Origin of the sequence: Shewanella sp. SACH, assembly GCF_001887095.2 — a bacterium.
Taxonomy (GTDB): domain Bacteria; phylum Pseudomonadota; class Gammaproteobacteria; order Enterobacterales; family Shewanellaceae; genus Shewanella; species Shewanella baltica.
Genome location: NZ_MPDG02000002.1, coordinates 1,081,628 through 1,094,632, shown reverse-complemented (window position 1 = coordinate 1,094,632; position 13,005 = coordinate 1,081,628). Strand labels below are relative to the sequence as shown.

The following is a 13,005-nucleotide window of genomic DNA, read 5'->3' as shown; positions in this document are numbered from 1 at the left end:
TGACTTTCGCTCACGAGTGTCAGATGCTGCTAACTTAATATTTTAACTCATCAGGGATGGGCTGATTAAGCGGGACAGGAATAGGTTTACGACCACGTCCTTTCTGATATTGACGCAACTGGAAAACATAGGCCAATATCTGTGCTACGGCAGTAAACAATCCTTCGGGGATTTGTTGATCTAACTTAGTCGTATGGTATATCGCCCTCGCAAGCGGTGGTGCTGAGACAATGGCAATATTGTGGTCGCGGGCAATCTCACGAATTTTAAATGCGACGTCATCAACGCCTTTAGCAATGACAAAGGGAGCGGCGGAGCGCTGAACATCGTATTTAATCGCTACTGCAAAATGCTCAGGGTTGACAACGATGACATCGGCATTGGGTACTTCAGCCATCATTCGGCGCTGCGCCAACTCATGCTGCATCTGTCGTACCCGCGATTTCACTTCAGGTTTCCCTTCAGTGTCCTTATATTCATCTTTTACTTCTTGTTTGGTCATCTTAAGTTGCTTGTTATGATTCCAAATTTGAAACGGCACATCGATGACGACAATCAATAAAATAGAGGAGCATAACAGGATAAACATCCACACAAGTAAATCTAATGCGTGGTAAACATTGCCAGGAAGATGGTCGCTAGACAGCAACATAATATCGTTGAAGTAATAACTGAGTAATGAGTATGCTGAAAATGCCACCACAGAAAACTTGGCAATACCCTTCGTCAGCTCGACTAACGCCTGCACACCGAACATACGTTTCAGACCTGCTGCAGGACTCATTTTACTGGCCTTAGGCATCATAGCTTGGGTCGAGAAATTCATTCCGCCAAGGGAAACATTACCAATAAAAGAAACCACCACAATCAATAACATCATTTTTGCCATGGGCCAGGCGATTTCGCTCGCAACAACGCCCCATACATTAAACATTTCTTCGGTATCAAAAATTTGTGCCCTGTCCATGGTAAAAACAGTCTCAAACACCCGAGTTAAACTCGTGGCCAGACTCGGACCTAGCATATAAAAACCACATGCCGCCGAAATTAATACCGCTGCTGTACCGAGTTCTTTCGAACGCGCAATTTGCCCTTTTTCCCGCGCCTGTTGGAGGCGCCTGCCTGTGGGTTCCTCACTACGTTCACCGCTTGATTCTTCAGCCATGGGCGGCTCCTAATGCCGTCATATCAAGCCATCTGCGTTACATTGAAGCGCTAACATATCGCAAAGCAGCACTTGAGCCGCGGCCCACACTTCATCAAAATGCTCCATGACTGGTGTTAAGGTTAACCAAAGAATAAACAGCCCCCCAATCATAGTGATCGGAAAACCGATAGAGAAAATGTTTAACTGCGGCGCGGCGCGGGTCATCACCCCGAAGGACAAATTGACTAACAACAAGGCGATAATCGCGGATATCGACATAGTTAATGCTGCACCAAACATATACGAGCCCCAATCTGCTAAAGCACGGTAGCTAGTGAGTGTTAATCCTTGATTAGAAATGGGTAGGGTCTCAAAGCTCGCCACCAACATACGGATCATCAACAGATGGCCATCTACGGCTAAGAAGATCAATGTCGCCAATAATAGAAAAAAGTTACCAATAACCGGAGTTTGCTGACCTGAACCTGGATCCACCATAGAGGCAAAACCGAGGCTGGTTTGCATACCAATAATCTGCCCAGTTAATACAAAAACTTGCATCACCATTTGAGTCACAAACCCCATGGCAACACCAATAATAATTTGCTGCGCGGTGATAAATACTGCGCTGAGTGAAAATAAATCGGCATTTTGAACGGGAGGAAGAACTGGTGCTATCGCAAAGGTAATCGCCATAGCCAATAATAAACGTACGCGGCTTGGGGTAGTTGCCGCCCCAAATACCACCATAACCATTAACATACTCGCGACCCGAAACAGCGGCCACATATAAGCGACAATGGTCTGCATTAAAGTATCGAGCAGCAGCTCCATTGGGTTAGCCTATAACTTGCGGAATGCGATTAACCATCTCGATAAAAAAGTCCATCAGGGTTTCTACTAACCAATGTCCCATGAACATCAAACCGAAAAGTGTCACTAATAATCGCGGAAGAAAGCTTAAGGTCTGCTCGTTAATCGAAGTCGCGGCTTGAAACACGGCGACAATCAAACCAATACCCAGCCCAGGTAATACAATGGCAGACACCATCATGACAATAACAGCGAGAGCTTCACGAAAAATATCAATTAGCGCCTCTGGACTCATGTGCGTACTCTCCCTTGGCTACCCGAAACTATTCGCTAATGTCCCTAGGACCAAGCTCCAACCATCGACGAGCACAAACAGCATGATCTTAAATGGAAGCGACACTATCATAGGGGATAACATCATCATACCCATGGCCATTAAGATACTGGCCACCACAAGATCTAACACTAAAAATGGCACGAACAACATAAAGCCAATTTGAAAAGCAGTTTTCAACTCGCTGGTAATAAAGGCGGGGATCAACACACTCATCGGGGCTTCTTCGGGCGACTTAATGTTCTTATAGCCTGAAATTTCGATAAAAGTTTTTAAGTCTGTGGTCCTGACTTGCCCTAACATAAAACCTTTGAGTGGCTCTTTGCCTTTTTCAAACGCTTGCTGCAAGGTTAACTGCTCTTCTATGTAAGGCTTAACCCCTTCGTCATAAATCCGGTCAAACACCGGCGCCATAATAAAGAAGGTCATGAATAAACTCATACCAATTAAGACTTGATTAGACGGCGTCTGTTGTAACCCAATGGCTTGACGTAATATTGACAGGACTATGATAATACGCGTGAAAGAGGTCAACATAATGAGCATCGCAGGTAAAAAACTCAGCGATGTCATCAACAGTAAAATCTGCATTGTGACCGAGTATTCTGTGGAACCATCAGGTCCTGTTGTTACAGTAACCGCAGGCAAAACACCATCGGCAGCCCATGCCGACGGCATACATAACAGAATAACTAAGCCAACTAACGCGAGCATACGTGTTGTCATTGTTTTAATTTCGCCTGACGTAGCCGACTCGCAAAGGAATCAGACTCTATATGGATAGGTTCAGCTAACTTATCAATCAAACTCACCTGCTGCGAGCTAACTCCAAGTAAATATTGCTGTTCCCCCACCTGTACCAAGACTAAACGCTCTTTTTGACCGAGGGAAGTCACGGCTATCGTTTTTAGAACACCGTTGGTAGTGGGTACTAAATTGAACCGTCTCAGTAGATAAGCTAACGCAAAAATTAAGAGTAAAACCAGAATTAAGCCACCTAACATACTCGCTAGGGTTGCGACTTGAGAAGGTTCAGCCATTTTTGCGGCCGAAGATGTCACAGCTGTTACGCCTTGAGCACTATCGCCGACAAGACTCTCAGTTTTTGCTTGGGATACTGCAGCTAAACTGAGTATTACCGATATGGTCATTCTGGTTCCAACTTCCGTTGATGAGACAATTATTTAAGCTTCTTAATTCGCTCGGTTTGACTGATCACATCGGTTAAACGAATACCGAATTTATCGTTTACTACCACAACCTCACCATGTGCAATCAGCGTACCGTTAACCATCACATCTAAGGGCTCACCCGCAACTCTGTCTAGCTCAACCACAGAACCTTGGTTTAACTGCAACAGGTTACGAATACTAATGTAGCTACGGCCCACTTCCATAGAGATAGTGACGGGGATATCTAAAATAGTATCTAATTTTGCCGCTTCTGCCTTAGTGATAGGTCTTGAATCATCAACTAATTCATCGAGTTCAATCGCGTTAGCTTCTTCTAAGGCTTGTTCTGCCATTGCTGCAGCCCAATCATCCGTATCGTCTGTGCTCATCTTACTTCACCTTATAATTCTGATATATCGCGAGATTTACCCTTGCGCGTCACTAATTGTAGCTCGGATTTAACCGTCTCTGGCCGAGGGATCTTTTCATGTATTTTAAGCGCTAGGTTATCTCTAGAACGGCCCATTTTACAACGATATGTCGGTAAATCCTCGATTTTCATCATAATATATTCCGGCAGCTCAATTGGAATAATATCGCCCGCTTTAAAATTCATCACATCTTTGAGCGTTAATTCATGTTCCACAATGTTGGCATCGAACCCGACCTTCACATCCATGATTTCATCATGCAATGCCTGCGACCAACGCATGTCAGTATCTTGCTTGTCACTTTGAACACCAGCATCAAGCAACTCGCGAATAGGCTCAATCATGGAATAAGGCATAGTGATATGGAAATCACCGCCACCGCCATCGACTTCAATATGGAATGAGTTAATCACGACAACTTCGGTAGGGCTGACAATGTTGGCCATGGCCGGATTGACTTCTGAGTCCAAATAATCGAACTCCACATCCATTACAGGTGCCCAAGCATCTTTATAATCTTCAAAAATTATTTTGAGCAACAGTTGTACAATACGTCTTTCTGTTGGCGTAAATTCACGCCCTTCAATCTTGGCATGGAAACGCCCATCACCACCAAAGAAGTTATCCACTAGGATGAACACCAATCGAGCTTCCATGGTGATCAATGCAGTGCCCTTGAGCGGACTAAAACGCACCATATTCAAGCTAGTAGGAACGAATAGCGTATGTACATACTCACCAAACTTGAGCATCTGTACACCGTTAATCGACACTTCGGCAGCGCGGCGCATCATATTGAACATGCTGATACGCAAATGGCGTGCAAAACGCTCATTCACGATTTCCAACGTCGGCATACGCCCACGAACTATTCGATCTTGGGAAGAGAAGTCGTAAGAGCGAGCATCTTCTCCGGCAGAGTCAATTTCATCATCATCGACGTCATCAACCCCGTGCAGTAGCGCATCAATTTCGTCTTGGCTTAATAAATCACTCACTATATTGCCTTCGCCTCTTTTGGTGCTGAAATTAAAGGGTTATTGCATCACAAAACCAGTAAACAGCACTTTCTCGACAACTTTACGGCCAGTAACCGACTGCAAAGTATTTTGCACACTCAAGAGTGCTAACTGACGTAACTCATCTTTCCCCGCCTGCGTACTGAGTTTTTGTACATCAGCGCCGCTAAAGGTCGTTAACAGCGCATCCTCAATCAGGGGGATGTGTTTTTGTGTCAGCACATCATCGTCTGTACCACGCACCATAAGTTGTACTTTGATCTCAACTAAACGCGCTCTGTCAGGCCCAGGTAAGTTGAATAAGAAAGGGCGTGGCATAGGCACATATGAAGCTGTAGTGAGCGCACCACTTTCAGTAGGTGTTTCTGTTTGGACTGCTCCGTCAGTCGGCGTAGCGGCGTCCTCAGAACTACTACCAAGGAAAAACCACAGTGCGCCAGCAATAAGCAGTGCAACTAACACCCCCACTCCAATAAAAATAAAGAGCTTTTTTTTACTTTTGGGAGCTTCGGTGTTCTCAAGTTCTAACGATTCTTCCTTAGCCATTCACTATTCTCTTTAATTTAAGCAGAAACACTTACGTTTAATTAATATGGAAACGTAACTATGTTAGTCATTGCTATAGGTTACCGACTTAAGCGTAATAATCTATACCTGAATTTACACTAGTGGCTTGATTTAAACCTAAATGTAGCTCTTCTGCCGAGATTTCATCCACATCAGCCCCATTTGAACCGCCACCATCGCCAAAACCACCCTCTCGACGTTCACCTTGGCCACCTTGAGACACATGACTATCAGCCAATTGCATCCCTTGCTCTTGCAGTAACTCGCGCAATCTCGGCATAGCTTGTTCAACCAGATCACGCGTTTGTGTCTGAGTGACATGGAACTGTACTTGGGTTTGATCGCCATGCACTTGGATTTTTACCAGCATATGCCCAAGCTCTGGGGGATCAAGCCTAATCTCAGCATGTTGAATACCTTGACTCACCATAGTGATCAACTGTTGCTTCATTACGGGTGAAAACCGTTGGATCATCTCTTGCATTTGATTCTGTTGTTCGACACCTTTATGTAATGACAGCTGAACTTGCATTGTTTCCTGACGATTAACTTGTAGTGGCGTCGATGCAGTTAAAGAAGCAAATGACTTAATGTCAGTCGTTGATCCCTTGTCTTCATCACCCATAACGAATGGCTTAGCATCTCTTTGAGCATCAAGCGTCACACTGTATTTAGCATCCTTTAGCAAAGTCCCCGCATCCATTGCCGCTTTTGAGATATCAGCATTGACCTCAGTATCACTCACCATGCTGCCCTTAGGATCAACTGCGTTACCTAAGATGTTTTGTGCATCCAGTGTTGTAACTATAGGCTGAACTTCTACTTTACTAACCGCAACATCAACATCAACATTGGAATTTCGACTCACTTGCTGAGGTATTGCAATCTCAGCATTGCGCACTGTTGGTTTATTGCTCTCGGCAGTAACGTCATCCGCATCGTTCTCAGCCAAGTTAGAAGTATCAGCCACCTTGGGACTTGCCAAGTCCAATGTATCCACTCTTTCATCAGCGATTATAGATGTTACAGCCATTTCATTCTTAGTAGTCGATGGCGCTAGCGTTTCTGACTTTAAGGTTTGGCTTGCTGTATTAGGCTTCAACATTGATTCATCTACGTCGTCTGAGGTTGCAAGTGCCTCAGAATTAAGATCCAACCTTGCACCACGCTGTTCAGCGTTTAGACTCGCAACTTGATGCGCATATTTGTCCGTTGAAAATGATTTATCGCCTTTAAGTTCAGTCACATCTGCTTCTTTCAATAACACGCTTTCTAGATTTTTTGATGATGCCTTTTCCGCGGTCTCTGCTGTATCTACAAATTCAGATAAATCCAAATTTTCAGATGTTTTACTGTTCGGCGGAATGACTTGTCCCTTTAAAAATGCAGAATGAGATTCAACGCTTTTATCCGTAGATAACTGTGACTTTAATGCCTCAACTGCCTCATCAAGTAAAACTTTCTTCCCCTGGATTGCTTCAACGGGTAATACGTCTGCTGCTGGTTTGTCGCTTTCTATTGGCAATGTATCTACTGATATTTTAATCGCTAGCACTCTTTCTTTGGGTAATATCTCTGCTGATGTTCCACTGGAGGCTACTAGAGTATTTTTTTGCATTATCTCTACCGATGCTTTGTCAGCAGATACTTTATTAGTGATATCAGTCTCACCAGATGCCTCTGCATTTAGTTGGAGCTGCTCGGTTAACTTTTTGAGTTCTGAGGAAAAGGAAGTATCAGTGTCCAATACCTTTTGGAGACTCAATAGATCGCCGTTTGAGGACTTGCTATTACTTTTCTCAGTTGCCAGGTTAACTTCACTTAACGTTAAAATATCATCCTTACCTTGCGCTGAGCCTGAGATGTCGACTACTGGAAGCTCAGTGTTTATCGCTTTCATTGAAGCTTGTACACCCGACAGCTCAACGGTACTGAATGCATCACTTTTCAATAAAGGGTCACCAGACTCATTATTTTCCCCTTGGGAAGAGTCAGACGGCAAACTCTCTCCATCTGATGCCGTTTTCTTCATGTCATTTGCCATGCTGATCTGGGCGAAGATGAGATTTACGTCAGCATCATCCGTTGATATGTCTTTATCATTTACTTTATCAGTAGAGGCGATCTGCACTTTATCGTCAGTATTCGCTGTAGCCTTTTTAGGCGCGGAAATAGAAAATGAGCTAGCGGAGACAGACGCAAGTGTAGATGAAAAGTCTTCATTATTAGACTCTTGGGGAGATGTCTTAGCGGAATTGGCCGCAGAGTTGCCTGTTTTACTCAACAGGATATTGGTCATTTGTTGCATAAGTGCTCCCAAACATCACCCAGCAGAAAAGAAAATGGCTAGGTAGAAACGTCAATTAAACACTGCGGTTGCAGGGTCATGGACTAAATCAAAGCAAATAAGATGCCAAAACTTCAGTTTTTACTGCAGCATATTGAAAAGAATAAAACTCAGGGAAAGAAGTCGAACAAATGTTCTGCACCATAAGCGGCAACAGAAAACTGAACTCATACGAGTTAGTGAATGGCAAAGATACCGATCAATTAACGCACCATTACACTAACGCTGATGACGGCGATAAAACTGCTGAGAAGCAAATTCATCGGTCATTTTCTGCTCTCGTTTTTGTTCAACAACTTGGCGCTTCTTCTCTTTACTCGCTAAGAGTAATTCCACTGCCTTACGTTTTTTCTGTTTTTCCAACCAATGCTGTTGTCGATATTCTTTTTGTTTTTCACCGTCGGCCACAACGCGATTTTGCTGAGTAATAGCATCATCAATCTGACGAATAAAGCGATGAAACTGGTGATAGTGACTGGCACTAATGGCTTGGCCTTGCTGGGATTGCATTTGCTTCATGTATTCTAAGCGATAGTTATTGAGTGCACTGAGTTGATTCAGCCGTTTTTGACACTCTAACTGCGCCGACTTTAACAATAACGCCGCTTGTTCTTCGGCATCATTGGCGAGCTTTAACACTAACAACAAGGGATCGGCGTTAGCCATACTAGACCTCGATTAATTCGATGACGCCATTATTTGCACTGTGCGGCAAGTTGCCCGAGCATGACTTGGCTATCGGTAAAACTGAATGCATCACGCATGGTTTGGCGTAAAAAAGCATTCATCGCCGGCTGTAATCGTATCGCGTTATCGATTCGAGGATCGCTGCCTTGGGCATAAGCGCCAATGGAAATCAAATCACGATTTTGCTGATACAAGGAATAGGTTTGTTTCACGCGGCGCATCGCTTCCAAGTGTTCATTGGAGATCACCATAGGTGCTACCCGGCTAATAGAAGCTTCAATATCAATCGCAGGATAGTGCCCAGAGTCCGCAAGCGAACGTGACAAGACTATGTGACCATCAAGAATCGCCCGCGATGCATCGGCAATGGGATCCTGTTGATCGTCCCCTTCCGTCAACACTGTATAAAATGCCGTAATTGAACCTTGACCTGGGCCACCGTTGCCGGCGCGCTCAACTAAACGCGGCAGCTTGGCAAACACTGAAGGCGGATAGCCTTTGGTGGCAGGCGGCTCACCCACAGCCAAAGCAATTTCCCGCTGCGCTTGGGCATAACGCGTCAAACTATCCATTAATAACAAGACGTTATAGCCCAAATCGCGAAAGTATTCGGCAATACGAGTCGAGGTTTCACAGGCGCGAAGGCGCATCAGCGGCGAGGTATCTGCAGGCGCGGCAACAACAACAGAACGCGCTCGACCTTTATCCCCAAGAATCTCTTCAATAAACTCTTTGACTTCACGGCCACGCTCGCCCACCAGCCCAACCACAATAATGTCGGCAGTGGTACCGCGGGTCATCATGCCTAAGAGCACACTCTTACCCACACCAGAACCAGCAAACAAGCCCATACGTTGGCCTTTACCCACAGTCAGCATGGCATTAATGGCGCGCACGCCAACGTCCAGCGGCTCGGTAATAGCACGGCGGGATAAGGGATTAATGGCAGCGCTATGTCTTGGCGCTTGTTGATCTGTCTGCAACGCACCTAAACCATCTAAAGGCACGCCGTTACCATCGAGCACGCGTCCTAACAGGGACAAGCCGACATTAAGTCCAGTTTGTTCCCCTAAAGGCACCACTCGGGCACCGGGTAATACCCCACGTAATTCTTCGATAGGCATTAAATAAAGGAGTTCACCATCAAAGCCGACGACTTCGGCAATTAACTCGCCCGCCATGGTTTCGATGGAACATAAGCTGCCCACAGGCGCGCGGCAACCGCTCGCCTCTAAGGTTAAGCCAACAACACGAACCAGCTGACCACTGGCCACAGCACGAAATGGCGGCACTTTATCCTGATGATGATTCAGCCTATTCAGCAGTTGGTGTTGGCGATTTTGCATCTGTTCCGGCATCCGATTGGGTATCTAAGTGCTCACCTGTGTTTGAGGCAGATTGCATGTCCTCAGTGTCTTGGTTAACCGTATCGACAGCTTGGTCATCCGCCGTTTGATCATCAAGCTCAGACTCAAGCGCCACAGCCACTTGTTTGGCAGTATCTTCAGCTTCAATCGTCTCTTGCAGTTGATGCTGTTTATCACTCAAATGCGTATGTTGATTTCGTAATGACTCAAACACAGTATCGATACGCGATGAAAGTGTTAAATCCACTAAAGAGCGATGACTGCTCAGAATACAATCGCCTGCACTTAACGTCGGATCGACTTCAAGCTCCCATTTACTGCGGGTCAGTTGGGCGGTGGAATAAAGTTGTTCGACAAGGATCACATCGTCAGGATGCAGCCGAATAGTCACCGCTTGCTCTTTAATCGGTAACGACTCTATGCCTAAGCGTAATGCCGAAAGCACTTGTTCTGGATGAGTTTTTAATTCGTGACCTATGACTGATTTAGCTAATGTCATACTCAAGTTCAGTAGGGAGAGCTCAATATCACCATCGAGTAATTGCAATGGCTTTTCAAATTGAGTTAATAAGGCTTCAAACCGCGAAAGTAAAACTTTGGCTTGAGCTAAACCGGTTTCTAATCCTTGCTCATGCCCTTGGGCGAGCCCTTCAGTATGGCCTTGCTCTAAGCCTTCTAAGCGACCTTTTTCTAGCCCTTGCTCGTAACCTTGTTGTTTACCTTCGGCAAACCCTTCTTCTTCAGCTTGGGCGCGAATGTCTTCAATCTCGGCCATCGTCGGCGGAGAAACACTCTCAACTGTCGTCGGCTTTGCGGCTTGATGATTCGAATGGCCGAACAAATTCGAGATAGAATCGTCATCGGCTTCAGTCACATCTGGCAGTGCCCAGTGACTAAACTCAATATCTCCGTCGCTCAAGACCTTATTTGACGGTTTATTGTCACTCGGATTAGAGGAACTCATCGCCACCACCGCCGCCTAACATGATTTCGCCACTGTCGCTTAAGCGACGGGCAATAGACAGGATTTCTTTTTGGGCGACTTCCACTTCACTGATACGGATTGGGCCCATTGCCTCAAGATCGTCACGCAGCAATTCTGCGGCACGTTTTGACATGTTACCCAAGATTTTTTCTTTCAGCTGATCATCTGTGCCTTTAAGCGCCTTCATCAGTACATCTTGCTGTACTTCACGCAACAAGGCTTGAATACCACGGTCATCAACATCGATTAAGTTTTCAAATACGAACATCAAGTCTTGGATTTGCTGCGCCATTTCTTCGTCAGACTCGCGCATGGTTTCCATCAACTGACTTTCGATACCCGTATCTAAATAGTTCATGATGTTGGCAGCCGCTTTTAGGCCACCCATTTTCGCGGCCTGTGCGCCACCTTGACCGGCAAACTGTTTCTCCATGATGTCGTTCAGCTCTTGCAGTGCAGCGGGCTGAACTTCTTCAAGATTCGCAATCCGCATCATCAAGTCTAAGCGAGTATTTTCAGGGAATTGACCAAAAATTTCCGCCGCCTGATCGGGTTCTAAATAGGACAACACGATCGTTTGGATCTGAGGATGTTCGTTTTGAATAATGGTCGCTACTTGGCGTGCATCCATCCATTTCAACGAATCCAAACCTTTAGCACCGCTGCCCATGATAATCTGTTCAATCAGATTACCCGCTTTATCTTCACCCAGCGCGGCGGTTAAGGCTTTACGAACGAACTCTTCGCTGTTGAAACCAATAGAAGAATACTTTTGAATGTCATCGAGAAACAGCTTATGTACCCCGATGACTTTTTCTTGACCAAACTCATCCATTGCCGCCATCGCCATACCCACTTTTTGCACTTGCTTCGGCTCTAAGTGTTTTAAAATGGATGCTGCATCAGCCTCACTCAAACTGAGGAGTAAGATCGCGGTCTTTTCGACACCGCTAATATCCTTAATGTTAAAGGCAGGTGGGGCCGCTGCAGCCACTTCTTTCGTTTTATTCTCAGCCATTGTCTTGTAACCAGTTTTTCACGACTTGAGTAGAGAGCTCAGGCTCATTCGCCACGAGCGCACGGATAGCTTTAATCATATCATCATCTTTGTGCAAATTAGGGATATGAATTGAACCATCATCGGCATAACTGTATTCTGCCTCTTGGGTATTGAGCATCCCTAGGGTATCTGCCGCGTACTGGTCCTCAATTTCGGCCAGTTCGTTACCTAATCTGCCATCCTCAGGCATATTCACACTGTCAGGATAGATTAAGCGTTTCAGCATAGGTCGTACCACAGCTAAAATCAGCACCAGAATCACTAGCGCGCCAATACCGAGCTTAATTGCGCGCCAGAACCAAGGTTGCTCCCACAGTTCTAGTGCTGGCAAGTCTTCAACCAATTGATCCATAAAGGGGACCGTTACCACTTCTAACACATCACCCCGTTGCGAGCTAAAACCTACCGCACCTTCGAGTAAACGACGGATATTGGTCAGTTCTTGTTCGGTACGGGCAACACGCGCCACTTGACCATTTTCTCCGGCTGCACCGGGTTTAAAGTCCACCGCAACCGACACACTAATGCGGCGAACGGCGCCAACTTGCTGACGGGTATGGCTAATGGTGGTATCTAACTCAAAATTACGGGTCGCCTCACGGTGTGAATTACCCGCAGTGACAGACTCAGTCGCTTTAGTCGCATCTTGCGGAATGTTCGATTCCATTGGCGGTTGATTCGATAGCGCGCCAGGGATCCCACCCGAAGATCCGCCAGTGGTATTATTTTCAACGGTCATTTCGCTGCGTAAAGACGGTAAATCGGGGTTATAACGCTTAGAGGTTTGCTCGACCGCAGTAAAGTCCATGCTGACATCGACTTGAGAGGTGAAATTATCAGGACCTAAGATAGGTACCAAAATCGATTCAATCTTAGTGCGATACTCGGCTTCTTTTTGCTGTACTAATTCAAGCTCGCGACGGGCTGTCGCAGACGCGCCATCTTGGCTGCCTGAGTTTAATAAACGGCCGTTAGAGTCAGTCACAGTCACCCGTGATGGCTCTAAACCTTGCACAGCAGAGGCAACGATATCGACGATAGCGTCGACTTCACCTTGGCCTAAACCGCCACGGCGG

At 45.7% G+C, this 13,005-nt stretch carries 14 protein-coding genes; all 14 read right to left on the bottom strand.

Features of this window, described 5'->3' with window-relative positions; genetic code table 11:
- Positions 1-34 precede the first annotated feature (34 nt).
- The gene (gene flhB / locus BM607_RS12760) at positions 35-1,165 is read right to left on the bottom strand and encodes a flagellar biosynthesis protein FlhB (RefSeq protein ID WP_071939673.1); all 1,131 of its coding nucleotides are present in this window, start codon (positions 1,163-1,165) and stop codon (positions 35-37) included.
- 18 nt (positions 1,166-1,183) lie between these two features.
- Positions 1,184-1,981: a flagellar biosynthetic protein FliR gene (fliR, locus tag BM607_RS12755; protein WP_071939674.1), complete on the bottom strand. Its 798-nt coding sequence runs from the start codon at positions 1,979-1,981 to the stop codon at positions 1,184-1,186.
- Between the two features lie 4 nt (positions 1,982-1,985).
- The gene (gene fliQ, locus BM607_RS12750) at positions 1,986-2,255 is read right to left on the bottom strand and encodes a flagellar biosynthesis protein FliQ (RefSeq protein ID WP_012587225.1); all 270 of its coding nucleotides are present in this window, start codon (positions 2,253-2,255) and stop codon (positions 1,986-1,988) included.
- An 18-nt stretch (positions 2,256-2,273) separates the two neighbouring features.
- On the bottom strand, positions 2,274-3,020 hold the full coding sequence (gene fliP / locus BM607_RS12745) for a flagellar type III secretion system pore protein FliP (RefSeq protein ID WP_006085608.1): 747 nt from the start codon (positions 3,018-3,020) through the stop codon (positions 2,274-2,276).
- Positions 3,017-3,445 (bottom strand): flagellar biosynthetic protein FliO, encoded by a 429-nt coding sequence (gene fliO, locus BM607_RS12740; protein ID WP_071939675.1) that lies wholly within the window; start codon positions 3,443-3,445, stop codon positions 3,017-3,019. The genes fliP and fliO overlap by 4 nt, the downstream gene beginning before the upstream one ends.
- A gap of 29 nt (positions 3,446-3,474) precedes the next feature.
- Positions 3,475-3,855 carry a flagellar motor switch protein FliN gene (gene fliN / locus BM607_RS12735; RefSeq protein ID WP_006082397.1) on the bottom strand — a complete coding sequence of 127 codons (381 nt, stop codon included), beginning with the start codon at positions 3,853-3,855 and terminating at the stop codon, positions 3,475-3,477.
- A gap of 11 nt (positions 3,856-3,866) precedes the next feature.
- Complete coding sequence (fliM, locus tag BM607_RS12730) at positions 3,867-4,895, bottom strand: flagellar motor switch protein FliM (protein WP_071939677.1); 1,029 nt, start codon at positions 4,893-4,895, stop codon at positions 3,867-3,869.
- Positions 4,896-4,934: 39 nt separating this feature from the next.
- Positions 4,935-5,462: a flagellar basal body-associated protein FliL gene (fliL, locus tag BM607_RS12725; RefSeq protein ID WP_071939678.1), complete on the bottom strand. Its 528-nt coding sequence runs from the start codon at positions 5,460-5,462 to the stop codon at positions 4,935-4,937.
- A gap of 88 nt (positions 5,463-5,550) precedes the next feature.
- Entirely contained in the window at positions 5,551-7,791 is a 2,241-nt protein-coding gene (locus BM607_RS12720; RefSeq protein ID WP_071939679.1) for a flagellar hook-length control protein FliK, read from the bottom strand.
- Positions 7,792-8,049: 258 nt separating this feature from the next.
- Positions 8,050-8,496: a flagellar export protein FliJ gene (fliJ, locus tag BM607_RS12715; protein ID WP_006082402.1), complete on the bottom strand. Its 447-nt coding sequence runs from the start codon at positions 8,494-8,496 to the stop codon at positions 8,050-8,052.
- A gap of 29 nt (positions 8,497-8,525) precedes the next feature.
- Positions 8,526-9,863, bottom strand: a complete 1,338-nt coding sequence (gene fliI / locus BM607_RS12710; protein ID WP_006082403.1) for a flagellar protein export ATPase FliI — start codon at positions 9,861-9,863, stop codon at positions 8,526-8,528.
- Complete coding sequence (gene fliH, locus BM607_RS12705) at positions 9,832-10,848, bottom strand: flagellar assembly protein FliH (RefSeq protein WP_071939716.1); 1,017 nt, start codon at positions 10,846-10,848, stop codon at positions 9,832-9,834. Before fliH ends, fliI begins: the two co-directional genes overlap by 32 nt.
- Positions 10,835-11,887, bottom strand: a complete 1,053-nt coding sequence (gene fliG / locus BM607_RS12700; protein WP_071939680.1) for a flagellar motor switch protein FliG — start codon at positions 11,885-11,887, stop codon at positions 10,835-10,837. Before fliG ends, fliH begins: the two co-directional genes overlap by 14 nt.
- Positions 11,880-13,005, bottom strand: a 1,126-nt coding sequence (fliF, locus tag BM607_RS12695) for a flagellar basal-body MS-ring/collar protein FliF (RefSeq protein WP_249269587.1), incomplete at its 5' end; no start/stop codon positions are given. The genes fliF and fliG, both read right to left, overlap by 8 nt.

Excerpts from the sequence above, each read along its gene's own strand:
- fliJ (WP_006082402.1), bottom strand. The coding sequence starts at position 8,496 with ATGGCTAACGCCGATCCCTTGTTGTTAGTGTTAAAGCTCGCCAATGAT.
- fliP (WP_006085608.1), bottom strand. The coding sequence starts at position 3,020 with ATGACAACACGTATGCTCGCGTTAGTTGGCTTAGTTATTCTGTTATGT.
- fliR (WP_071939674.1), bottom strand. The coding sequence starts at position 1,981 with ATGGAGCTGCTGCTCGATACTTTAATGCAGACCATTGTCGCTTATATG.
- fliG (WP_071939680.1), bottom strand. The coding sequence starts at position 11,887 with ATGGCTGAGAATAAAACGAAAGAAGTGGCTGCAGCGGCCCCACCTGCC.
- fliI (WP_006082403.1), bottom strand. The coding sequence starts at position 9,863 with ATGCAAAATCGCCAACACCAACTGCTGAATAGGCTGAATCATCATCAG.
- fliN (WP_006082397.1), bottom strand. The coding sequence starts at position 3,855 with ATGAGCACAGACGATACGGATGATTGGGCTGCAGCAATGGCAGAACAA.
- flhB (WP_071939673.1), bottom strand. The coding sequence starts at position 1,165 with ATGGCTGAAGAATCAAGCGGTGAACGTAGTGAGGAACCCACAGGCAGG.
- fliH (WP_071939716.1), bottom strand. The coding sequence starts at position 10,848 with ATGAGTTCCTCTAATCCGAGTGACAATAAACCGTCAAATAAGGTCTTG.
- fliL (WP_071939678.1), bottom strand. The coding sequence starts at position 5,462 with ATGGCTAAGGAAGAATCGTTAGAACTTGAGAACACCGAAGCTCCCAAA.
- fliO (WP_071939675.1), bottom strand. The coding sequence starts at position 3,445 with ATGACCATATCGGTAATACTCAGTTTAGCTGCAGTATCCCAAGCAAAA.
- BM607_RS12720 (WP_071939679.1), bottom strand. The coding sequence starts at position 7,791 with ATGCAACAAATGACCAATATCCTGTTGAGTAAAACAGGCAACTCTGCG.
- fliQ (WP_012587225.1), bottom strand. The coding sequence starts at position 2,255 with ATGAGTCCAGAGGCGCTAATTGATATTTTTCGTGAAGCTCTCGCTGTT.